Annotated in this window: 24 protein-coding genes; 21 read left to right on the forward strand and 3 right to left on the reverse strand. The window is 49.0% G+C overall.

Translation table 11 applies throughout. The annotated features are described in order from the left end of the window. Positions 1–197: 197 nt before the first annotated feature. From V3O24_RS15080 to V3O24_RS15145, 14 genes are all read left to right on the forward strand, one after another. Positions 198–1439 (forward strand): exonuclease SbcCD subunit D C-terminal domain-containing protein, encoded by a 1242-nt coding sequence (locus V3O24_RS15080; RefSeq protein WP_331307850.1) that lies wholly within the window; start codon positions 198–200, stop codon positions 1437–1439. Next, complete coding sequence (locus tag V3O24_RS15085; protein WP_331307851.1) at positions 1439–5167, forward strand: SbcC/MukB-like Walker B domain-containing protein; 3729 nt, start codon at positions 1439–1441, stop codon at positions 5165–5167. Before V3O24_RS15080 ends, V3O24_RS15085 begins: the two co-directional genes overlap by 1 nt. Before the next feature lie 325 nt (positions 5168–5492). Continuing rightward, complete coding sequence (locus V3O24_RS15090; RefSeq protein ID WP_331307852.1) at positions 5493–5747, forward strand: 2-oxoisovalerate dehydrogenase; 255 nt, start codon at positions 5493–5495, stop codon at positions 5745–5747. Next, positions 5744–5986 (forward strand): type II toxin-antitoxin system HicA family toxin, encoded by a 243-nt coding sequence (locus V3O24_RS15095; protein WP_331307853.1) that lies wholly within the window; start codon positions 5744–5746, stop codon positions 5984–5986. The genes V3O24_RS15090 and V3O24_RS15095 overlap by 4 nt, the downstream gene beginning before the upstream one ends. A 309-nt stretch (positions 5987–6295) precedes the next feature. Next, positions 6296–7654, forward strand: coding sequence for an ATP-binding protein (locus tag V3O24_RS15100; RefSeq protein ID WP_331307854.1), 1359 nt, complete (start codon positions 6296–6298; stop codon positions 7652–7654). Next, entirely contained in the window at positions 7655–8326 is a 672-nt protein-coding gene (locus V3O24_RS15105; RefSeq protein ID WP_331307855.1) for an RloB family protein, read from the forward strand. Positions 8327–8424: 98 nt separating this feature from the next. Continuing rightward, positions 8425–8919, forward strand: a complete 495-nt coding sequence (locus tag V3O24_RS15110) for a pyridoxamine 5'-phosphate oxidase family protein (RefSeq protein ID WP_331307856.1) — start codon at positions 8425–8427, stop codon at positions 8917–8919. 161 nt (positions 8920–9080) lie between these two features. Continuing rightward, on the forward strand, positions 9081–9326 hold the full coding sequence (locus tag V3O24_RS15115; protein WP_027148991.1) for a type II toxin-antitoxin system ParD family antitoxin: 246 nt from the start codon (positions 9081–9083) through the stop codon (positions 9324–9326). Further along, a complete protein-coding gene (locus V3O24_RS15120; RefSeq protein ID WP_331307857.1) occupies positions 9326–9622 on the forward strand; it encodes a type II toxin-antitoxin system RelE/ParE family toxin in 297 nt (98 codons plus the stop codon). The genes V3O24_RS15115 and V3O24_RS15120 overlap by 1 nt, the downstream gene beginning before the upstream one ends. A gap of 173 nt (positions 9623–9795) precedes the next feature. Next, complete coding sequence (locus V3O24_RS15125; protein WP_331307858.1) at positions 9796–10605, forward strand: NAD(+)--dinitrogen-reductase ADP-D-ribosyltransferase; 810 nt, start codon at positions 9796–9798, stop codon at positions 10603–10605. A gap of 8 nt (positions 10606–10613) precedes the next feature. After that, on the forward strand, positions 10614–11498 hold the full coding sequence (gene draG / locus V3O24_RS15130) for an ADP-ribosyl-[dinitrogen reductase] hydrolase (protein ID WP_331307859.1): 885 nt from the start codon (positions 10614–10616) through the stop codon (positions 11496–11498). 200 nt (positions 11499–11698) lie between these two features. Then, entirely contained in the window at positions 11699–12421 is a 723-nt protein-coding gene (locus tag V3O24_RS15135; RefSeq protein ID WP_331307860.1) for a hypothetical protein, read from the forward strand. 15 nt (positions 12422–12436) lie between these two features. Continuing rightward, on the forward strand, positions 12437–13027 hold the full coding sequence (locus V3O24_RS15140) for a DUF502 domain-containing protein (protein ID WP_104422937.1): 591 nt from the start codon (positions 12437–12439) through the stop codon (positions 13025–13027). 527 nt (positions 13028–13554) lie between these two features. Next, on the forward strand, positions 13555–14355 hold the full coding sequence (locus tag V3O24_RS15145) for a hypothetical protein (RefSeq protein ID WP_104422936.1): 801 nt from the start codon (positions 13555–13557) through the stop codon (positions 14353–14355). 63 nt (positions 14356–14418) lie between these two features. Here the strand turns inward: V3O24_RS15145 and V3O24_RS15150 are convergent, their stop codons facing one another. From V3O24_RS15150 to V3O24_RS15160, 3 genes are all read right to left on the reverse strand, one after another. After that, positions 14419–15546, reverse strand: a complete 1128-nt coding sequence (locus tag V3O24_RS15150; RefSeq protein ID WP_331307861.1) for a sodium ion-translocating decarboxylase subunit beta — start codon at positions 15544–15546, stop codon at positions 14419–14421. 123 nt (positions 15547–15669) lie between these two features. Further along, on the reverse strand, positions 15670–17475 hold the full coding sequence (oadA, locus tag V3O24_RS15155) for a sodium-extruding oxaloacetate decarboxylase subunit alpha (protein ID WP_331307862.1): 1806 nt from the start codon (positions 17473–17475) through the stop codon (positions 15670–15672). A 61-nt stretch (positions 17476–17536) separates the two neighbouring features. Continuing rightward, positions 17537–17770 (reverse strand): OadG family transporter subunit, encoded by a 234-nt coding sequence (locus tag V3O24_RS15160; RefSeq protein ID WP_331307863.1) that lies wholly within the window; start codon positions 17768–17770, stop codon positions 17537–17539. A 165-nt stretch (positions 17771–17935) separates the two neighbouring features. Here V3O24_RS15160 and msrB point away from each other — a divergent pair, with 165 nt between their 5' ends. The 7 genes from msrB (at position 17936) to V3O24_RS15195 (ending at position 22929) form a co-directional block, all read left to right on the forward strand. Then, positions 17936–18334 (forward strand): peptide-methionine (R)-S-oxide reductase MsrB, encoded by a 399-nt coding sequence (gene msrB, locus V3O24_RS15165; RefSeq protein ID WP_331307864.1) that lies wholly within the window; start codon positions 17936–17938, stop codon positions 18332–18334. Then, a complete protein-coding gene (locus V3O24_RS15170) occupies positions 18331–19641 on the forward strand; it encodes a M18 family aminopeptidase (protein WP_331307866.1) in 1311 nt (436 codons plus the stop codon). The genes msrB and V3O24_RS15170 overlap by 4 nt, the downstream gene beginning before the upstream one ends. Further along, positions 19642–20226, forward strand: coding sequence for an alpha-ketoglutarate-dependent dioxygenase AlkB (locus tag V3O24_RS15175; RefSeq protein ID WP_331307867.1), 585 nt, complete (start codon positions 19642–19644; stop codon positions 20224–20226). Positions 20227–20306: 80 nt separating this feature from the next. Then, positions 20307–21221 (forward strand): hypothetical protein, encoded by a 915-nt coding sequence (locus V3O24_RS15180; RefSeq protein ID WP_331307868.1) that lies wholly within the window; start codon positions 20307–20309, stop codon positions 21219–21221. 141 nt (positions 21222–21362) lie between these two features. Then, positions 21363–21650 carry a type II toxin-antitoxin system Phd/YefM family antitoxin gene (locus V3O24_RS15185; protein WP_331307869.1) on the forward strand — a complete coding sequence of 96 codons (288 nt, stop codon included), beginning with the start codon at positions 21363–21365 and terminating at the stop codon, positions 21648–21650. A 6-nt stretch (positions 21651–21656) separates the two neighbouring features. Next, positions 21657–21782, forward strand: coding sequence for a type II toxin-antitoxin system RelE/ParE family toxin (locus V3O24_RS15190; RefSeq protein WP_331307870.1), 126 nt, complete (start codon positions 21657–21659; stop codon positions 21780–21782). Positions 21783–22497: 715 nt separating this feature from the next. Next, on the forward strand, positions 22498–22929 hold the full coding sequence (locus V3O24_RS15195; protein WP_331307871.1) for a hypothetical protein: 432 nt from the start codon (positions 22498–22500) through the stop codon (positions 22927–22929). The last annotated feature ends 86 nt before the right edge of the window (positions 22930–23015 follow it).

The raw sequence follows: 23015 nt of genomic DNA on the forward strand, positions 1-23015 counted from the left end.
AGCATGATATAAAGTATGAGGCCCATCGTTTGCGTGAATTTAAAGAGCACACCAATATCAGGCTATTGTCGTGGTTTTTTACTGTGAACCCTGCCAAACCTCGGAACAATTATTTTTTGGTTAAAAAGATTGATCCGCTACAGACAGCTTTTCTTTGTTATATTGCTCACCATCAAACCCTTTAACAAAGAAAACCAATGTTAAGAATATTCCACACCGCAGACTGGCATCTAGGCCACCATCTCCACGGCGTATCCAGGCAACTGGAACATCAGCGTTTTCTGGATTGGCTGTTGGGCGAAATGCACGCCAAACAAGCCGACGCACTGATTATTGCCGGCGATATTTTCGATTCTGCCAATCCATCTTCTGCCGCGCAATCCCAGCTTTACGACTTTCTGGTCAAGGCCAGAACCTGGCTGCCGAACCTGGACATTGTGCTAGTCGGCGGCAATCACGATTCCGCGTCCCGGCTCGATGCGCCGTCACCGATTCTTAATGCGTTGGGCGTTACCGTGGTCGGCGGCTTGTCGCGCGATGTTGACGGTAATATCGATTGGCAGCGCTTGCTGGTGCCGCTGACCAACGCGGCGGGCGAGATTAAAGCCTGGTGCGGGGCGATGCCGTTTTTGCGCAATGCCGATTTGCCTGCCGATCAGCAAGATGATGATCCGCTAATCTCCGGCATGAAAACGCTGTATGCCGGACTGTTTGAGCAACTGCAACAAAAAGCCGGCAACGGTGAAAGCCTGATCCTGACCGGGCATTGTTATATGGTCAACGGCGCGGTGTCCGAATTAAGCGAGCGCAAAATACTGGGCGGCAACCAGCATGCGCTGCCGGTTGAATTATTTCCCGATGACATTGCTTATGTCGCGCTGGGCCATTTGCATTTGGCGCAACGCGTCGGCGCAAACGAGCATATCCGTTACAGCGGTTCGCCGATTCCGCTGTCGTTTGATGAAAGCGATTATCCGCATCAGGTTGTCCAGGTCGATGTTAAAGCCGGTCAGCCGGTTGAAACCGCTAGCGTTAAAATCCCCCGTAGCGTTCAATTGTTAAGAATTCCCAACGGCAAAGATTTTGCCGTGTTGCCTGAGGTAATCGAGCAATTGAAAAGCCTGACCCTGGACGATCTGCCGATAGAGCAAAGGCCGCTGCTCGAATTGAGAATCAGGCTGGAAAAACCGGAGCCCGGATTGCACCAGCAGATCGAAGAAGTGATCGCCAAACTGCCGCTGCGTTTACTGAAAATATCCAAGGCTTACAGCGGCAGCGAAAAAAGTCTGGCCGACCTAAAAATCGAAGAACGCCTCGAAGAACTGCAACCGTTGGATGTTTTCCAGCGCTGCTATCAAAACAAGTATGACCAAGATGCGCCGGAAGCTTTAAATGCGCTGTTTAACGAATTGGTTGAAAGCCTGCAAGGACCGGAATAATGCGCATTTTAGCGATACGCGGAAAAAATCTGGCCAGCTTGGCCGAGCCGTTTGAGATTTTGCTGAATTCCGGGCCATTGGAACAGGCCGGGTTATTTGCGATTACCGGCCAAACCGGCGCCGGTAAAAGCACGATCCTGGACGCCTTGTGTCTGGCGCTATACGACAAAATCCCGCGCCTGCCGGACGGCCACGGTTTTGCGGTAGGCCATAAAGATGAAGATGAAAATCTGCGCGTGACCAGCAATGACGTGCGCTCGATACTGCGCCGGGGTACCGGCAACGCGTATGCCGAAGTGGATTTCATCGGCAAGGACAAACATCACTACCGGGCGCGTTGGGAAGTCAGCAAAGCCCGAGGCAAAGCGGACGGGCGCCTGCAGCCGCAGGAAGTCACGTTAAGCAAAATCGACGACCGCCAGCGCATCGGACAGGGTAAGAAAAACACCCTGGAAATAATCAGCGAACTGATCGACCTTAACTTCGACCAGTTCCGCCGCTCGGTGTTACTGGCTCAGGGCGACTTTGCCGCATTTTTAAAAGCCAAAAAAGACGAACGTTCCAGTTTGCTGGAACGTATCACCGGCACCGAACTTTATTCCGATCTGTCTATCGCCGCATTCAAGCGGGCCAGACAGGAAAAAGACGCGCTAAGCCAAATTGCAAACAGGATGCAGGATCAAATTCCGCTGGATGCGGAAGCCCGACAATTGTTGGAGCAACAACGGGATCAATTCGCCGGTCAATTGGCCGATCTGGATCAGCAAATCGCAGCCAACCAGAAAATCATCGACTGGTATGCCGAACTGAAAAAATTGCAACAAGCCGAACAGGATGCCCGATACATTCTTGCCGGTAGTCAGCAGGCGTGGGATGCGGCCGAAGCCGATCGTCAGCTGATACGGAAAGTCGAAGCCGCGCAGCCGTTAAGACCGCTGTTAAGCCATTACCAAACCGCAAACATCGAACACCGCGATGCCGAACAGAAACTTAAAGACAGCGGCAATCAGCAAATAACCGCTGAAATAAAACTGCAAAGTGCAAAAGAACAGTTAGCCGTTCAGGCAGAAGCATTAGCCGAAGCCGAACAGCGGCAACAGCAGGCGCAACCACTATTAATTAAAGCGCGGGCTTTGGACACCCGCATCGATGTGATCCGGCAGGCTGTCGGTGCTTTGGCGGCAGAAGAAAACCAATTGCTTAAAGCGTTGGACAGCGCCGAAAAAGACCATCAATCCTTATTGATTCAACAAGCCGAGCAAACTACCGCACTGCAACAGCTTGCTATCTGGCTGAAACAAAATCAGGCAATCAAGTCCATTGCAGCCGAATGGAGCCGATGGGATGCCGAGCTGGAACGCTACCAGACAGTGAATACCCGAAAAGCAGCCGCCGAACGCAATGCCGAGCAGTTAAAGCAGGCGGTTGCCAAGGATGAGCTTAGTTTGGCGGAATTAAAACAGGCGATTGATGACGCTCACAAAAAACTGGAACTGCATCAACAGGCACTGGCGCAACTGAAAACACAGGACAGCCAAAAATCTCTTGAAGACCTGCATCGGTCTAAAGACGAGCTTGAAATCAAGCGCGAGCAGGCCAACCTGGCATTGAGTCTGGCAAATAATGCACAGGCTTTGCAACAGGGTATCAAACAGGACACGGATAAGTTGGCCGCTACCGAGCAAGCGATTAATGATAATACGCTGCAACTGCAAACATTAAGCCGGCAACAGATGGCTAATGGTGTTGCTCTAACTGAAGCCAAAAAAGCCTTGGAACTGATACAAGCGACAACGCATAAAAACGCCGAGCAATTCCGCGCTTTGTTGCAAGATGATCAGCCGTGCCCGGTTTGCGGGGCGCTTGAACATCCGTGGAAAGAACATGCCGGCATCGGCAATGAACATGCCGCAGCACAATCAGCACGGGTCGCCGAACTGGAAAATCAAAATGAAACGCTGATTAAAACTGTCGCCGAACTGACCAAAAGCGCCAGCCAAGACATGGAACAACAAACAGCGCTGGCAGACAAGCTGGCGGAAGCGCGGACAAAATTGGCTCAATGCGGCAACGATTGGGCCGCTTTGACTATGGACGATAAGGTCGATTTTGCTGTCACCGATGTTCAGCTTTTGCCTGTACTTAAAAGCCACGGCGAACAGATCAATTCCGCATTGGCGTTAATCAAGCAGCAGGAAAAAACGGCTCTTGAATTACAAAAACAGCTTAAAGCGGCACAGGATTTATTCGATGCGGCCAAGCTGAACAAAGATAGCTTAGCTGACCAACACGTCGTGCTGGATAAGCAGTATGCCAAAAATAAAGCCGAGCTGGAACATGTCTCAGCCGGAATTCTGGAGCTGGAAAAGCAACTGAAAGCGATTGTCGAGTTACTGGCGATACCCTTCCAACATTTGGAGAATTGGCAAGTTCGCTTGCAGGCTTCTACAGTAGAGTTCAGGCAGGATTGCGCGGCAATAGCGCAACAATTCCAGCGCACCGAAGGTCAGATTGACGCCGCCGAAAAATCCCTGGAAAAAATCAACAATGATGAAAAGCTTGCCGGGCAATCGCTAAAACAGTGCCTGCAACAACACAGAATTAAACAGGCTGAGTTAAAGACCCGGACGGATGAGCAGCAAAAATTATTGGTCGAGCGCGAGGCGGTATTGCCCAATGTGACTGCTGACATTTACCAGCAAACCATTAACCAAAACGTACAGACCGCAAGAGCCGGCCACCTGCTGGCCGTTAATACGGTTAATCAAGCGGAAACGGAGTTGGCAGCCCATAAGCAAAATCAGCAGCATTGGCAAGCCGAGACCGGCAGGCGCTACAGCAACCTGGAAAAAGCTCTAACTGAGTTGAACCTGTCGCTGGAAAAGCAGGCCATAGATATTGAGCAACTAAGCCGGTTATTGGAAAAAGATCAGCACTGGCTGTCTGAACGGAAAAAACAAATGGCAGTGCTGGAGCGCGCTTTGCAAGAGTCCGCGGCCTTATTAAAAGTTAAAATCTACGATTGCGTTAAGCACAAAAGCCACGCTGTCGAAATAGTTGAAGAAGATGCCAATAAACTCTTGGCCGAATTGCAACAGCAAAGACAGATTGCCCATAGCCAAAAAGAAGAGCAAGTCATATTGCTGCGGGAAGACGATAAAAAAATCGAAACCGGGCATGTTTTAAAAGCGGAACTGGACAGCCAACAAAGCCGTTGGGAGCAATGGGAAAGCCTGAATGAATTAATCGGCTCAAAAAACGGCGCAAAGTTTCGGACGTTTGCCCAAAGCCTGACCCTGGAAGCATTGCTGGCGCACAGCAACCAACATCTTGAAGACTTTGCCAAACGCTACGCTCTGCAACGCGTGCCGGGCAGCGACCTGGAACTGCAAATCATAGACCGCGACATGGCCGACGACGTGCGTAGCGTACACAGCCTGTCCGGCGGCGAAAGCTTCCTGGTGTCGTTGGCGTTGGCCTTGGGCTTGGCGTCGCTGTCATCCAATAAAACCCAGGTTGAATCATTGTTCATCGACGAAGGCTTCGGCAGCCTGGACCCGGAAACGTTGGATATAGCCATCGCCAGTTTGGATACCCTGCAAGCCTTGGGCAGGAAAGTCGGCGTGATCTCGCATGTGCCGATTTTGGTTGAGCGGATTGGCGCGAAGGTGGTGGTCGAAAAACAGGGGGGCGGGCGTAGTAATGTTTTTATTGTTGGGGGGTATTGAAATGCGCACTCGCAAGTGGTGTGATGGGTTGAGTTAATCCTAACAAAATCAGTTGGAACAAGTGAAATCCGTTCGTGCTGAGCCCTTCGGCTACACTCAGGAGAGCCTTGTCGAAGCATGAGCGGATTTCACGCTCCACCCATTTGGTGAGCATTCCAAACCCCGCTCACCCTTCGACTGGGCTCAGGGCGAACGGGGTTTGGAATGCTCAACTGATTTTTCTAGGTTAATTCATACATAGGCGGAGAAGATAACGGTCATCGCCGCGACTGAAGTCGCGGCTCCAAATGTCCTGAATGAAATTGCGATTTTTGTTGGTTTTTGCATGATTACCGATATTTTGTTAGTATCCGTAGCAGACAAAGGAGCAGATATGAACGAAATTTTCTTTATTGTAGAAGATGCCCCGGAAGGCGGTTATACGGCCAAGGCGCTCGGCGAATCGATTTACACTGACGCGGACAATCTTGAACAACTCCATGCCAACGTCCAAGATGCAGTTCGCTGTCATTTCGATGAAGACAAAAAACCCAAAATGATCCGCCTGCATTTCGTTCGCGAAGAAGTCATCGCAGTTTGAAACTCCCCCGCGACATTGATGGAATCCAGCTTGCAAAAGCGCTTGCCGGACTCGGATACCATATCACCCGCCAAACCGGAAGCCACATTCGCCTGACAACTTTTGAGAACGGCGAACATCACATAACTATTCCGGCTCATAATCCTTTAAAAATCGGCACATTGGCTTCGATTTTTAGCGGCATCGAATCGCACTTCAAGCTTACTCGAGATGAATTGTTGAAACGTCTCTTTTCTTGATTATTTATACGGCAGTTCTTACTGGCGAAAATGTGTCTGATTGGCTGTATTTATCTTTTCACAGGTATGTTTATTTGGGCATATTCCCCCTGGATTGGGCAGGGATTGGCAATTGTGAGTTCGGATCTGATTTGGAATAGAACGCTTTATTTGAAGTTGGTGGGTTTCGCTACCGCTCTACTCATCCTACGCGCTGCTGCAAAAACATCTAAATCATTAAAATTGTGAAAGAATCACGTTTTTTATGTTATAAAACCTTAAATATTTTATATTCTTAAGCATATTAACGATTAATTCACGGCATAGCAGATGATTGTATCTTTTTCAGTAGCAAATTTTCGTTCATTTCTCGAAGAAGAGACTTTTTCTCTCGTTGCCAGTAATCGAGTGTCTGGAAGTCATGAAGGGCATGCTTTCCCTATTCCTGATTCTAAAGAAAAAGTACTCAAAACAGCAGTTCTCTATGGAGCTAACGGGGCAGGTAAATCTAATCTTTTTAAAGCGCTTAGGTATCTTAAAACGATTGCATTAAAGCCTCGCAAAAAAAATAGCGGAACAGGACGGGAAACGTTTCGCTTTAGCGCAGAAAGTGGTAAATCTTCTAGTTTTGATTTGCAATTCATCACAGGCAATAAACTCTACCGATTCGGATTTAAATTGGATGACCAACGAATTACCGAAGAATGGCTGGTTCGGGTAAGAGGTGGACGCGAAACCCCCGTTTATGAACGGGTTACCGATGAAAGCGGGAACGTAACTATCGAAGTCAAAGGAAAAGGAAAAAAATTGCAAGCTCTCGCCACCGTCGGAGGGCCTCAAAATCAATCCTTTCTGGCTACTATTCAAGCTACTCTGGATGTGTCCGATTTTGGTAAAGAACTTACAGAAGTTCTAGCTTGGTTCAATAATAGTCTGACATTGATTGCCCCTGATGCTTCTTTTGCTCGTCTTGGACATTTATTAGATAGTGATTCAAATTTTAAGGCGTTTGCAAGTGAGTTTCTCAAATCCTCATCCACTGGGGTGGATCATTTACAAGTACATAGAAGTGAGATTAGCGAAGACGAGCTTCGCAGTTTATTGCCAAAACGTATTATCACTAAAGTACTGGATGATGTCCGCGATGAAGAAGACGGCACAATATTACTTCAACTAGGTGAGGGCAATGAGTTACTGATTGAACGTACTGATGAAAATCACTTTTATCGCATCAGGATTCAGGCTGCTCATGAACATCAAACAGGAAATAAGGTTTCACTGGATTTGACCGAAGAATCTGACGGTACACGGCGACTCTTAAATTTGATTCCTGCTTTGCATCAGTTGCGGACCAGCAGTGGTGTATTTTTCATTGATGAAATTGATCGTAGCATGCACCCGATATTAGTTAGGGAATTCTTGGACTTTTTTCTAAAATCTTGTGACGGCGGCCAACGCCAAATTATTGTGACGACGCACGAATCAAACTTGCTGGATTTGGAGCTGTTGCGTCGTGACGAAATATGGTTTGCTGAGAAAGACGCAAATGCTGTTACACATATTTATCCGTTGACAGATTTTAAAGTGCGCAATGATTTAGAAATTCGCAAACATTACTTGCATGGGCGCTTTGGAGCAATCCCGTTCATTGGAAACCTTGATCGTTTGGCGACCCAAGGAGATGTCTGAATGAGCCTCACTCAGCGAAAATCGCGTCCGTTAATTCGAGACACTGATAGTCTTCGAGATGATCGCTTATTCATTGTTGCTTGCGACGATACCTACGCACCAAAGCAGTATTTTGATTTTTTTAAAATGGTTAGAATAAAAGTTCATGTTGTTGAAACGCCTAAAGAAGATACTTCGTCCCATGCTACCCATGTGCTGGAAAGATTACAGAAATTTGAACATGAAGAGGACGATGAGCTTTGGATGCTTCTGGATACCGATCATTGCACAAAAAATGAACACATAAAAAGCTTTAAACGCGCGCTCAAAGATGCTCGCGAGCAGGGAATAAAGGTTGCGCTGAGCAGACCTTGTTTTGAGCTTTGGTTGTTACTGCATCATGCCGACTATTCTGTAGTGACCTCACTTAAAAACGCATCAGAAACAGATGCGGCTTTGAGCCAAGCGCTGGGAGTGAAATACGACAAAACAAAGCTTCAGCAAGATCATTATCCGTTAGCCAGTGTTTGTGATGCATACCGTAGATCTGAAGAACTAGACAAAAAGACTGCTGGTGGCGATATTCCCAGCGGCAACACCAGTCGAGTTTACCTACTCTGGAAAGCAATTTTAGCTAAATCTCTTTCTTCGCAGCTTCATTCTGAATTGAAGGGCTTGCTGCCTAATAGTTAAAATGTCATCGAATAGCGATAGGATATCGGATATGCTGTTTATGGCTTCTACGAAACAGCGCAGATATAGAGTACCTTAGTTCCTACCGCAGATTCTCAATGGCTGAAATAAGCAAACAAGACCTTGAAGACATTACCAAACGTTATCTGGAGCTGATGGCATCGCAGCAAACGCTATTACTGTCGACGGCTTCAGCAAACGGCGTTCCTGACATCAGTTACGCTCCTTTTGTGCGTGACGATGCCGGAGTCTTTTATATCTATGTCAGCGAGATGGCCTGCCATACGGTTAATTTGCTGAATAACCCGCAGGCATCGGTATTGTTTATTCGTCCGGAATCCGAGTCGCCTAACCTTTTTGCCCGGGAACGGGCGGTGCTAAGTTGCAGCGTCACGGAAATAATCCGTGACACTGCAATTTATGCTGACCGGATACAAGCTTTGCAGGATAAGTTTGGCGAGGTGGTTAGTATGCTGAGTTCCTTACCGGATTTTCATTTGTTTGCACTGCGTCCGGAAAACGGGCGGTACGTTATTGGTTTCGGTCGCGCCTTCAGTATTAATGTGGGCGATGGTTCCTTGCGTCATATCTAGCCGGGTATCTGTAAAACAGATCGGAAAATAGCTGAGCTTTATGCCGTCAATCCACTCATGTTTCCATCAATAGCCGGTTGTCGCCTTTCTGGAGTAATCGCTTGTAAAAATACCAATAACTATTAATAATTGGTATGTAGATGAAAGTGAGGTTATAGCTTATGCAAAAAAATACCAGCGTTTCGATCGGGCTGCATTTTGAAAAATTCATTGCCGACATCGTTGAAGAGGGCCGGTTCGGCTCGAAGAGTGAGGTTGTCAGGGCGGGACTTAGGCTTTTGGAGGCTCAGGAAATAAAACTGGCCGCTTTACGTTCTGCATTGATTGAAGGTGAAGAAAGCGGAATCGCTGAAAACTATTCGCTAACAGGTTTGATTGAAGAGCTTGATAAAGAAGACGGGGCATAATGCCGTCTTTTCGATTAACAAAGCAAGCCAAAGATGATTTGAAAGCTATTGCTCATTATACGCAAGAAATCTGGGGACGCGATCAGCGAAATAAGTATCTTGGCATATTGGACAATTGTTTTCACCTGTTAGCCGACAAGCCGGATTTAGGTGTGGCTTGTGATGAAATCCGAAAAAATTATCGTAAGTTTTGTATTGAGCGGCATATTATTTTCTACCACAAAGTTGCAGATAGTATTGATGTTGTTCGTATTCTGCATTGCCGGATGGATGTAGAGAAGCAGTTATCCGATTGAATTCGAGGTTTATTAATTACGAACTTAAATTTTTGCGCGAAAGCCCTCTCTGAAAAGGCTCAGCTATGGCTGCGGCCGAAAAGGTCATTTTCAAACGCATTCTGGCTAAACGGACCATTCGGTGTGAAAATTGATTCAACTTTTTATCACCTGAAGATTTCCCTAACCAACCAATGCCCGATATTTCCCAATACGGCCACAGCACCAACTTAATCGGTTTGGCGACTGCGTGCATGGCCAGCTATGTCTTTAACGATAACCCCAAACCGCTGCATATTGCAGGCACCCGCGAATCGGCTTCAGGCCTGTTCGAGCAATTGGCTTTACAGTCGACGCCCGAGGACTGCGGCCGAATATTTCAAGACTATATGTGCGTCGTTTTCGGCTTTGAAACGGAGCAACGTCTGCGGGACGATCATTCGGGAAGGCGGCGCTACCGCAACAGTTATCTCAGGTTAATACAGGATTGGGGCTTGGATTCCAACAACGCCCAAGGCGCGGTTTTTAAAGGCTGGGTCGAAAGCCGCTTCGGACTGTTTCCCACTTATCATAAACAGCGGATAGCCAGTTTCATCAGCAAAGACTGGATCATGTATATCGAAGAAAAGATGAACAGCCGTTATCACAATAACTGCATTTATATGCAGCTGGATCTGCTGTACGAATATTGCCAGTGGGTTATCGAACGGTTTCAGTTCCCGGCGGCAACCCATAAAACCCTCTATCGCGGCGTCAACTCACTGGACGATGATTGGATTGTTCTGGATCAGGATACAACCCATAAAATCGTGCGCTTCAATAATATTGTTTCCTTTACCGACCGCCGCAGCATTGCCAGCGAATTCGGCGCTTATATCCTGGAAGTTGAAGTGCCGATGGTTAAACTGGTTTTTTTTAATGAACTGCTGCCGCACCATGCCTTGCGCGGCGAAGCCGAATATCTGGTGATTGGCGGCGATTACCGGGTCAAAGTGCAGCGTTAGGGGAAAATATGTCTACAGAGCAAGTATTGAACAGAGCGTTGGGCGCTTATTTAGGCTTTGCCTGCGGCGATGCGCTGGGGGCAACGGTAGAGTTTATGACGCCGAAACAAATCCAGAAACGCTACGGCGTGCATCGGGATATGATCGGCGGCGGCTGGCTGGGCCTGGAAGCGGGCCAAGTTACCGACGACACGCAAATGTCGCTCGCCTTAGGGCAGGCCATTATCGATCATCAGGGCTGGAACATTCGGGCTGTCGCCGATAATTTTGTCGCCTGGCTGGAAAGCGGTCCGCCGGATATAGGCGATACCTGCCGGCGCGGTATCATCCGTTATCGGGATAGCGGCGAACTGTTCGGTTTGCCTCGCGATGGCGATGCGGGAAACGGCGCTTGTATGCGTAACCTGCCGGTCGTGCTGGCGACCTTAAACCGGCCGGACTGTTTTAGCGAATGGAGTTTGCAACAAAGCCATATTACCCATAACCATCCGTTGTCCAATGCGGCCGCGTTAACGCTGGGACGGATCGTCAATTGTTTAATCAACGGGCAGGAGATGGATGCTTGCAAACAGGAAGCCGAGCGGTTGATCGGTCAATACGGCGAATTTGCCTATAGTCCTTATCCGGGCAAAGCCTCGGGCTATATTGTCGATACCGTGCAGACCGTTTTGCATTATTTTTTCAGCACCGACAGTTTCGAATCCTGCCTGATTGCAACCGTTAATCAGGGCGGGGATGCCGACACCACAGGTGCGTTGGCCGGCATGCTGGCAGGCGCTAAATACGGCATTGGGCAGATTCCAGGGCGTTGGTTGCAGCAGATGGATCAACAGGTTGTCGCCCAAATACGTCAACAAACGACAGAACTTATGCGGCTTGCGGGATCGCTGTGAAACCTATTCTGTTTGATCGGCATTGCGCCGTTTAATCGCAATTAGCTTGACGGACCTTTTGGAATCCGGGGCTGTTAAAGATTAATAAAACGGATTTTCTTAAGTTAACGTAAACGGCAATCATAAATTTGCCTGCCGGCGCTCTCGGGTATAATGAAACACCGGAATAACAACAACAATAATAATGAAGGAGGAGTTCAATGCCGGTCGATATTTTACTGACGGTTGTCGCCACATCCGTCGTTCAGTCTGTTTTCGGGGTAGGCGTATTATTATTCGGCACGCCCCTGCTGCTTTTACTCGGTTACGGCTTTGTCGATACGCTGGGCGTGTTGCTGCCGGTTTCTATCGCGATAAGCGCTTTGCAAGTGCTAAGGCACTATCAAGATATTGATACCGGGTTTTATAAAAATGTGCTGGTCTACAGCATTCCTTTGGTGGTGCTGTTTTTACTGGCGGTTACCACGGTCAAAATCAATCTTAGTCTGGTGATCGGCGGATTGCTGATTTTGGTGGCGTTGAAAAGTTTCTCGGCGGCTATTGAAAAGGCACTACAGTCCATAGTCAGGCACGAAAAGATTTATCTGATGGCGATGGGCCTGGTTCACGGTGTCAGCAATTTAGGCGGCTCGATGTTAACCGCGATCATTTTCAGCAAGCATTACCCAAAAAACAAAACACGCGTAACTGCTGCGGCGAGCTATGCGACGCTGGCCCTGTGCCAGTTGGCGACGTTATTGATGATCGGCAGTGAGTTTGCAGTATCGTTTGCAGATAGAATAAGTTTTATTCAGGTGGCTGTGGTGATGTTTCTATTGACGGAAGAAATGCTTTATAACGGAATCGATAATGAAAAATACGGCAAGTTGTTTGCCTTGTTCCTGTTGGCCTCAGGTATCCTTTTAATAACAAAATCCTTATAAAAATTGGAGAGAACAATGAAAGAGTTGATTAAAAAGCTGTTGAATTATTTCCTGATCGGTGTTTTTGCGGTTATCCCTATTGTTATTATTTTGCAAATTATGATTTTTGTAAAAGACCGGGTTTCCGATCTGTTTCAATTGGTTTACGGCTATTCGGATAATTATCTCTATACACTTCTGTTTTTTGCGCTCAGTTTTAGCATTCTGATCTATATCGGCCACAAATTAGTCCAGGAAGGCCGCTCCTGGGTTATCGCCGCGTTCGACCATGTTATCGACCGGATTCCATTAATCAATACGCTGTACCGGGTGCTTAAAAAGGTTATCAATATGTTTTCAAGCCATGACCGGACTATTGCGAAGGAAGTGGTTTATGTCGAGTATCCCAAAGACGACATGTGGATGACGGCTTATGTGACCAACCGGCATGAAGATAAATACGTGTTGTTCATTCCTACATCGCCTAACCCGACTTCCGGTTTTACGGTGATCGTCGATAAATCGAAAGTCATTAAATCAACGATGAATATCGAAGAAGCGAGTAGTTTTATCATCAGTGTCGGGGTTGATTACGGCAAGGTTTCGGAAATGACCAAATTACCCTGAGTTTGATCCAGGAAGCGCTGAACAAATCGATTTCGCTCATGGTTCGACAAGCTCACCACGAACGGAGTCGACAATTCTCCGCGAAAGAAATCAAGAGCTTACCCTTCATCCTGAACTTGTCGAAGGATTTAATCAGCGTTTTCTAGGGCAAGCGGTTCGGATGCCGTTCAAGCAACAGCATTAAAAAATAGAGGACGGCGCCCAATAATTTTCATCCCACCCATACCAATCTCCTTTTCGTCGTTCCGGCACGGATTCGCTTCGTGATCTAACCGGAACCAAGAAGCCAAGGATGGCTTGCCGATACACAAGGCTGTCTTCCAATCTAAAAATTTTTAGTTGATCGGGAAATTATAGTTTGCCGGTCAATGCCGATGTCAGATGTAAACAAAATCCGGTATACAAGCGGTCGCAAGCAATTTGATTGGGTTTTGTTGACTTTAAGGAGCTTGTTTGTTATCAATGGTTTCGCCTATCGGCAAAAATAATAATAAATATAAACAATTACATGAGAGAGGAGGACGGGTATGGGATCTGATAATGGCGCTAAAACCGGCAGGTTAGCTAAATTAACCCAGTTGGAAAAAGAGGTGGCTAAGCTTTCCGAGCAGCTGAAAGAGAATAAGAAAACGATCAGCATGCTGAAAAAATCGTTAGCTGAGCGGGATTTAAGAATTCATGAACTGGAATCGAAACTGATATACGCTCAACAATCGCTGCTGAAAAAAACGATATTTACAATTCACCAGTGCAGGGATCAAATCAAGAACGGAATTGACGAAAAAATAATCAATCCGGCTTTAACGCAAATCCAGCAGCAGATTGAAGTCATTCAGGGCATCGTCTATGAGGCCAAGGATCTGATCAGCAAAAAGAAAGTATTGATTCACGAAAACATCCAAACGACTTCGAACATCGTTCACCAATGTCCCGATCACGCGATAAGGTATTTTGAAAAATGGGTCGTTGAGCCGTCCAGACGAATTGTTGAGTTGGCTGATGGCAATGTAAAAAACAGCCAGGCGCTGGTCGAGCAAAAAATCATTTATCCGGGCAAGCTGTGGTACGACAAAGCTGTTGCAACGGCATCGTCGCTGCCGACGGAGGGTCAGGTTATTTTTCAGGTTTGGGTGGCGGAACCGGCCATGCACAAACTGGAGGCTTTATTGGGCATAAGAAAGGAGCTTCGGGCCAATGCGGACGCATTGCTGAAGGGCTTGATCGGGCGGTTGAAATCCAGGGCTGAACAGGGTTTGGAAAATGCCGTCGAAGCCGTAAAAAAATCGCAGTTTTGGGACGGGAAGGGCAAGATGGAAGCTGCGCAATAGGCGGCAAAATTGCGTTTAAAAACGACGAGGCGACCGGGGCGGTCGCCTGTCTTTATCATTGCCTTACTTCACCAGGCTCAACAAAATCCCCGCCGCAACCGCGGAACCAATCACCCCGGCCACATTAGGCCCCATCGCATGCATCAGCAGGAAGTTATGCGGGTTGCTTTCCAGCCCCAGTTTATTGGCTACCCGCGCGGCCATCGGCACTGCGGAGACGCCGGCTGCGCCGATCAGCGGATTGATAGGCGTGCTGCTGAATTTATTCATGATTTTCGCCATGATGACGCCGGCCGCCGTGCCGATGCTGAACGCAATCGCTCCCAAACCCAGGATGCCCAGTGTTTTGACTTGCAAAAAGGCTTCGGCGCTGAGCTTGGAACCTACCGCTAACCCTAAGAAAATAGTAACAATATTGATCAGTTCGTTTTGTGCGGTTTGACTCAGGCGCTCAACGACGCCGCAGGCGTTCATCAGATTGCCCAGCGCGAACATCCCGATTAAAGGCGCAGCCGAGGGCAGCAGCAAGGCGCAAATAACCAGCAGCATTAACGGGAAGACGATTTTTTCGGTTTTGCCGACTACGCGCAGCTGCTGCATTTCAATTTTGCGCTCATCTTCGGTGGTTAAGGCGCGCATGATCGGCGGCTGTATCAGCGGCACTAAAGCCATGTAGGAGTAGGCGGCGACTGCGATGGCCCCCAGCAGGTCGGGCGCCAGTTTCGATGCCACATAAATCGCGGTCGGGCCGTCGGCGCCGCCGATAATGCCGATCGCGGCGGCGTCTTTTAAGCTGAATTCAAGACCCGGTATGACGTTCAGCGCCAGCGCTCCCAGCAGTGAGGCAAAGATGCCGAACTGCGCCGCAGCGCCCAGCAACAAGGTCTTGGGATTAGCCAGCATCGGCCCGAAATCGGTCATTGCACCTACGCCCATAAAGATCAGCAGGGGAAATATGCCGAGCTTAATGCCGTAATACAGGTAATACAAAATGCCGCCTTCTTCGGCGATACCGGCAACCGGGATATTGCTGAGTATAGCGCCAAAACCTATCGGCAATAACAGCAAGGGCTCAAAGCCTTTTTTGATCGCCAGGAACAGCAGCAAAAAGCCGATCAGCATCATGAAGGCCTGGCCGCCGGAAAAGTTGTAAATACCGGTGCTTTGCCAGAGTGAAATGAGATTTTCCATGAGAGGTCTCTTTATTAAATCATGTAGGGGCGGCCGGATGACCGCCCTTGTGCAGATTTACGAAGTGTAAGGCGATCGGAACCGGGCGCCTTACGGTTATTCGTGTTCTCTGTAGTTGTCCTTTTATAAAGAAATCAATACATCGCCGCCGGCAACCGCACTACCTTCTTTGACATAGACGGCGCTGACGATACCGGTCGTTTTGGAGCGTACTTCGGTTTCCATTTTCATTGCTTCCATAATCACCACGACATCGCCTTCGGCAACGATGCTACCCACATCGACCAGGATTTTCAAGATATTACCGGCCATCGGCGATTCAATCGGAACGCCGCTGCTGGCTATCAGTGCGGTATGGGGAGCTGTGATTGCAGGCTCGATCATCATGGCTGAGGCGTTGGCGCCGACGATGACGCTGAAGTTCCTGCCATCGACGTTAACCGTGTAAGCTTCCGTCGGCGGTTGGGCGGCTGAATTGCCGACATTGGCTGCGGCTGCTGGAGCCGTATTGGCGGCGGCAAAGGCTTGCGCATCCGGCGCCGCTTCAAAGGCGGCCGGATTGCCGCGGTTAGCCAGAAACTTCCAGCCGACCTGAGCAAACAAGCCGTTGATCAGCGCATCTTCTTCGACGTTGGCGGCCAGGGTTACGCCTTCGGCTTGAGCTTTCTCCTGTACTTCGGCAACCAGCTTATCCATTTCCGGCGCAATCAGGTCGGCCGGGCGGCAGGTAATCGCTTGCTCGCCGTTCAACACCTTGTCTTGCAGCGCTTTGTTGACCGGCGCGGGCGTGGCGCCGTATTCGCCTTTTAACACGCCAGCGGTTTCCTTGGTGATGTTTTTGTAGCGTTCGCCGTTCATTACGTTGATGACGGCTTGGGTGCCGACGATTTGCGAAGTCGGCGTGACCAGCGGAATAAAGCCCAGGTCTTCGCGGACGCGGGGAATTTCCAGCATGACCTCGTCGAACTTGTCGGCGGCGCCTTGTTCTTTCAGCTGGCTTTCCATATTGGTCAGCATGCCGCCCGGCACTTGGGAAATCAGGATGCGGCTATCGACGCCTTTCAAACTGCCTTCGAATTGCGCATATTTTTTGCGTATATCCCGGAAATAGGTCGCGATATGTTCCAGTTTGACCAGATCCAGGCCGGTATCGCGCCCGGTGCCTTCCAGGCTGGAGACGATGGTTTCGGTGGGGCTGTGGCCGTAAGTCATGCTCATCGATGAAATCGCGGTATCGACATTGTCCACGCCCGCTTCGGCGGCCTTGATCAGCGTGGCGACACTCAAGCCGGTGGTTGCATGGCAATGTAAATGAATCGGAATTTTGGTGCTTTTTTTCAGGCGCTTGACCAGTTCAAAGGCATCGTAGGGTTTCAGCAGTCCGGCCATGTCCTTGATGCAAATGGAATGCGCGCCCATGTCCTCGATCCGTTTGCCCAAATCCACCCATAAATCCAGGGTGTGCACGGGGCTGGTGGTGTAGGAGATGGTGCCTTGCGCATGAGCGTCGGTGCGGAGTACGGCTTTGACCGCATGCTCGATGTTGCGCATGTCATTCATCGCATCAAAAATGCGGAACACGTCGATACCGTTGACCACACAACGCTCAACAAACTTGTCCACGACGTCGTCAGCGTAATGGCGGTAGCCCAGGATATTCTGGCCGCGGAACAGCATTTGCTGCGGGGTGTTGGGCATCGCGGCTTTCAGCAGGCGCAGTCTTTCCCAGGGGTCTTCGCCCAGATAACGGATACAGGCGTCAAAGGTAGCGCCGCCCCAGGACTCAATAGACCAGTAACCGACTTGGTCCAGTTGCTTACAAATCGGCAGCAAGTCTTCAATGCGCAAGCGGGTTGCCAAAATAGATTGATGAGCATCACGCAGAACGACTTCGGTGATACCTAAGGGCTGCTTTTTAACGGTGGCCATGCTTGTTGTTTCTCCTGAAACCTTGGTAAATTGTTTAATCGTTGACCTTTGTTGGAGGCCGTTAGTTATGCTTTTTCCGATACTGGTGCATGGCGGCGGTGATCGCGGCAACAACGCTTTTATCAATGTCGACGGTAATGCCGGGAACCGCTTTTGATGCGGGCGTTTCCGGGAAATAGCGTTGCACCAGCGCCGACATGATGTTGATAGCGACTACCAGCATGGCTAAAAACAGGAACACGATGCCCATCCCGACAAACATTAATTCGATTCCGCTAGTCATTTGTTCTGTCATGGTTGATCACTTATTTAAATTCAATAACTATTGCATTGTAGCATAGGCAAAATTCAGAGCTAATCGATGTTTTTCATATCGGCGTGACCGGCTGTCCTTTTGGCTATGCCGTCTTGAACGCGTACAATAAGCATCATTATAAATGGTTGTTACGGGTGTAAAAATATGACGGATAAAGAACACGACGAAAATGGGCAGTGGCAACAAAAGTTAACGCCCGAGCAATTTAATATTTGCCGCCTGAAGGCCACCGAGCCGCCTTTTACCGGCAAATACGCCGATTGCAAAAAAGACGGCGTTTACCACTGCATTTGCTGCGGCAATCCGTTGTTCGATTCGACGACTAAATACGATTCAGGCTCAGGCTGGCCGAGTTTTTGGGATGTATTGTCCGAGCACAGCGTGGCGGAACATGCCGACTCCAGCCACGGCATGCGCCGGGTTGAAGTGGTTTGCAAATCCTGCGATGCGCATTTAGGCCATGTTTTTGAGGACGGCCCGCAACCGACAGGGCTGCGTTACTGCATCAATTCCGCGGCATTAGACTTGAAAGAAAGATCATGAGCGCAAGGCAGCAGGTTCAAAACTTACTCGATTTTATCGACGCCAGCCCCAGCCCCTGGCATGTGGTTAAAACCATCGAGGCCCAGCTTGCGGCGCAAACGCCGCCGTGGCAGCGCCTCGACGAAACGGCCAAATGGACATTGCAGCCGGGCGGGCGTTATTACGTGGTGCGCGACGATTCGTCCATCATTCTGTTTGTGCAGGGCCAAAAACCGCTGACTGAAACCGGGTTTAAAATTGTCGGCGCACATACCGACTCCCCCGGATTGAGAATAAAGCCGAATGCGGCCAGCAGCTCGGACGGCTTGGTAAGGCTGGGCGTCGAGGTTTATGGAGGCCCGATACTGGCGACCTTTGCCGACAGGGATTTGAGCCTTGCCGGACGTATCGCTTATAAAGACGATCAAGGCCGGATAACCGGTAAGCTGGTCAAATTCGATCAGCCGCTGCTGCGCTTGCCCAATCTGGCAATACACATGAACAGGACGGTTAATGAAGACGGCCTAAAGCTGCAAAAGCAGACCGAATTGCCGTTGATCTTGTCGGTATTGACCGAGGAACAACTGCCGAAAGCTTATTTTTCTGCGCTGCTGCAACAGCAATCAGGCGTAGCCGCAGAGCGTATCTTGTCCTGGGATTTGGCCGTGTACGACACGCAAAAAGGCGTGTTCTGGGGTAAGGACAGCGAGTTTTATGCCGACAGCCAGCTGGATAATCTGGCTTCATGCCATGCGGCGTTACAGGCGCTGCTTGATCCGGCCGCTTTACAGTCGGATGCCACGCGGGTATGCGCGTTGTTCGACCATGAAGAAATCGGTAGCCAAAGCAACAAAGGCGCGGACGGCAGCTTCCTACCCGATGTGCTCCAGCGCATAGCGCTTTCGACCGCAACCGGCAGCGAGGATTATGCCAGGGCGCTGGCGAAAAGTTTCCTAATCAGCGCGGACATGGCGCATGCCTATCAGCCCAATTTTCCCAATGCCTACGATCCCGGACATAAAGTTGCCGTCAACAAAGGCCCGGTGATTAAAGTAAACGCCAACCACAATTACAGCTCGGAAAGCGTCTCGGCGGCGATGTTCGCCGACTGGTGCGAACAGGCCGGAGCGCCGTACCAGAAATATTCGCACCGCTGCGATATGCCTTGCGGCAGCACCATCGGGCCGATTACGTCCGCAAAACTGGGCATACGCTCAATCGATGTCGGCAGCCCGATGTGGGCGATGCATAGCATCAGGGAAAGCGCCGGGGTGCTGGATCATGATTACATGATCAGGGTGATGAAACGGTTTTTTGCCGCACGGTAAATGGCTCCCAATCTGGTCCCGTTTGACGGCGAGCTTTATCTGATCAAACAGTTTTACAGCCTGCCGGAGTCCGACCGGCTGTTTGCGCAGTTGCAAGCCGAGCTGGCCTGGCAGGAAGAGGCTATTTTTATTTACGGTCGCTGGGTTAAGGTACCCCGGCTGATGTGCTGGTACGGCGATAGTGACGCCTGGTACCGTTACTCGGGAGTTAATCATCGGCCGGTGCCGTGGACGCCGGTGTTGCAGGCAATCAGGGAGAAAGTGGAACAACAATGCCAATGCAGCTTTAACAGCGTACTGGCCAATTTGTACCGTGACAGTAACGACTCGATGGGCTGCCATGCCGACGATGAAAAAGAATTGGGGCCAAACCCGGTGATTGCGTCATTGAGCCTGGGCGATGAGCGCTTATTCAGGCTGCATCATAAAAAAACCAAAGACAAACTGGATATAGTTTTAGGTCACGGCGATTTGCTGGTGATGGCCGGAACCTTGCAGCACCACTGGATGCATTCAGTGCCGAAAACCAAAAAATTGAAAACGCCGCGGATCAATCTGACGTTCCGGGCAATCAGGGCGGCTTGATTAAAATCGCAATTGGCTCGTGTGGAATCGGCCAATATGATATTAAACCTTCCACCTTAGACCTATAGGGGAAACCGGTCATGAACGACGATAGACGATCGCACGAAGCCTCTACTCTTAGGGCATTTTTCGACGACCAATTACAGCATCTGCATCAGCTCGTCAGTAATCTGACCAGCCATAGTCACGACACGGAGTTACAGATGAAGGAGGACAGGCAGATCGTCGAAAGTTTCGTTGATGCCTCAAACAGCAAGATGCGGGCCGTAAGCGATTATTCCGACAAGCTAAGGGGGCATGTACGGGCGCTGTACAGACATGTACTCCAAGTCGCCGATCAGATTCCTCCACCCATCGACTTGAACCTGGATGCCTTTGAGATGGATCCACTCGTCAACGCCCTGTTCGTCAATAACAATGACATCGAAAAGCTGTTTACAAACGATCACGATGTGGCTGTCTATTTACGATCCCATTGTAAAACTGAAGTTCCGGTGCTGTATGCACTGTTAACGGCCGACAAGAGCGAAAAACGCACACTGGGCATGGGCGTACAGGGAGACATGCTGATCCGCGAAGTGCCTCAGGAAGTGGTCAATTTTTCTTCGCACAAAATCCATACGCCTTGCGCCGAGAGTGCAGAGCTAAGCACCGCACTCAAAGAGTATCTGTTCGGCCGCGTGGTGGAAGATATTAAACGTGAGATGATGTCTCACATGGCAACCGACAACCCTTTCAAGCCCGGCGGCGAATCTTACGAGGCGAGAGTAAAGAGCTTGGCCAACCCGGATGTTTACCTGGATACGTTGCTAGGGCATCTCGAAGTTCCCGCCAAGCTGTTAAGTATCGATAAAAGTCATTTTAAGCTCAGCAAACTGGGCGTTAAATTAGAGGACGGCGACGACAGCCAGCGTGCAAACGAGTTCGACATCCATGAGCTGAGCTGGAGCGATAACACCCGAAACGTGGTATTGCAAGTTGCTTATGCCCGTTAAGCCAAATGCTTTTTGTTTTTTCGTTGGTGGGGGGGCAGAAAGGATGCGCTCCACTACGTTTAACGCATCCTAAAGTCGGCTTGTTTTTTAAAAATGGCTATAATGGCTGCCATGTAATTCTTATCCATTGGAACTATGAACATGAAAACCATCTCGGCTAAAGAAGCAAAAAATGCATTCGGCAGTTTTTTGGATTCGGCACAAAGAGAGCCGGTAATGATTACTGAAAAAGACCGCCCTATCGGGATCTTTTTTTCAATGCATGATGTTGAAGCGTTGATTCAAGTAAGCGAGGCCTTTAAAAAAGACATCCATGCTGGAATTCTTTCAGGAATCGCCGATGCCGAAGCGGGACGTGTAACTGAATGCAACCAAGACCATATAAACGAGTTGAAGACAAAATTAAGAGCTAGATTAGTCGCTAATTAATTTTGAATGAAAGCCCATAAAGTCGTATTCACTGCAACCGCTAATGAAGGCTTGCTTAACATCGCCGAATATATAGCCTTGGATAACCCGGCGAGAGCGGAAACATTTATCGAGGAAATTGTAGTCATGTAGGCCGGAATAAGACCACCCAAGCGTTAGCGCGAGGTGGCGTTTCCGGCAGATTCTCGCGGTGAGTGCCGGAAACACCTGTTTTTACTATCGTTCAAACAGGCTTATTCCGGCCTACAGGGCTGACAACCTTTGAAAACGGCGAGCATCACATAACCATTCCTGCTCACAATCCTTTGAAAATTGGTACATTGGCAGCGACATCGAGTCGCATTTTAAGCTTACGCGTGACGAATTGCTGAAACAACTCTTTCCTTAATTTTTCTCCGTTTATGACGGTTTGCTAGCGCGAAACCGTCTTACGGGTTCGGTGGTGCGCCGGAAACGTCAGTTCTTGCTGTCGCTCGAACCGGCTTATTTCGGTCTACAGGCCTCGCGTTTTATAACTATATTTTAGGCATGAACAAAATGACGACAACTTTAACTACCAGAAAATCACAGTTCGCACTTCATTTGACCAACAAAGTTGGTGAGCTGAGTTATTTTCTGGAGCAGATCTCGAATATATGCGAACAGTCTAGACAGCGGTTTGAGTCAAAGGAGGGGCAAATTGATGGACAAGGACAACTGTTGAACTACCAGTTTTCCGCTTTCACAGCCCTAGCTCAGACACTCAAAGATATTCTTCCAGTATTGACAGACAACTCAGTAAGTTGGGGAGGTTTGGCGCATATTAGGCACATCGATTTCATCAAGCAGGCTCGAAACGCAATTACCCATGATGGAAATTCAATTATCACACTTTGGTCTGACGGTCGCTATTACGTTCCCTGCGACATATATCTATTACGTTCCCTGCGACATATATAGAATAGATGACAAGGGTAATGCTCAGATTGTACGCGCACCCACTTTGGATATCGGCTTGATCTGTTCCGAATTTACATTCGATCTATCGGTAGAACTACTGAGAATCATAGAGCCATTGATTGATCAGTCGGAATTCTCAATTCCACCATTTGGTTTTGAATTTTTTGATCAGGCCATAATGCATCCGGCCGTTTCGGCTGAGGTGCGCCAGATTTATCTCTCATCCATAGCACCAAACCGACAAATACCGACTTCAAGCAGTATCAGTAATACGTGCGACGCGCTAGAAAAACTGAAAGTCGAAAGCACAACGCGAATAGCGAATCAAACGGCACATTGATGCCTGACCCGCTAATCAACCGAATTTTGCTCGGTAAGCCGGTCAAAGCCGGTTATCAGCAACGCTACCAAAATAAATTTTGCATC

Origin of the sequence: Methylobacter sp. Wu8, assembly GCF_036440755.1 — a bacterium.
Taxonomy (GTDB): Bacteria; Pseudomonadota; Gammaproteobacteria; order Methylococcales; family Methylomonadaceae; genus Methylobacter_A; species Methylobacter_A tundripaludum_A.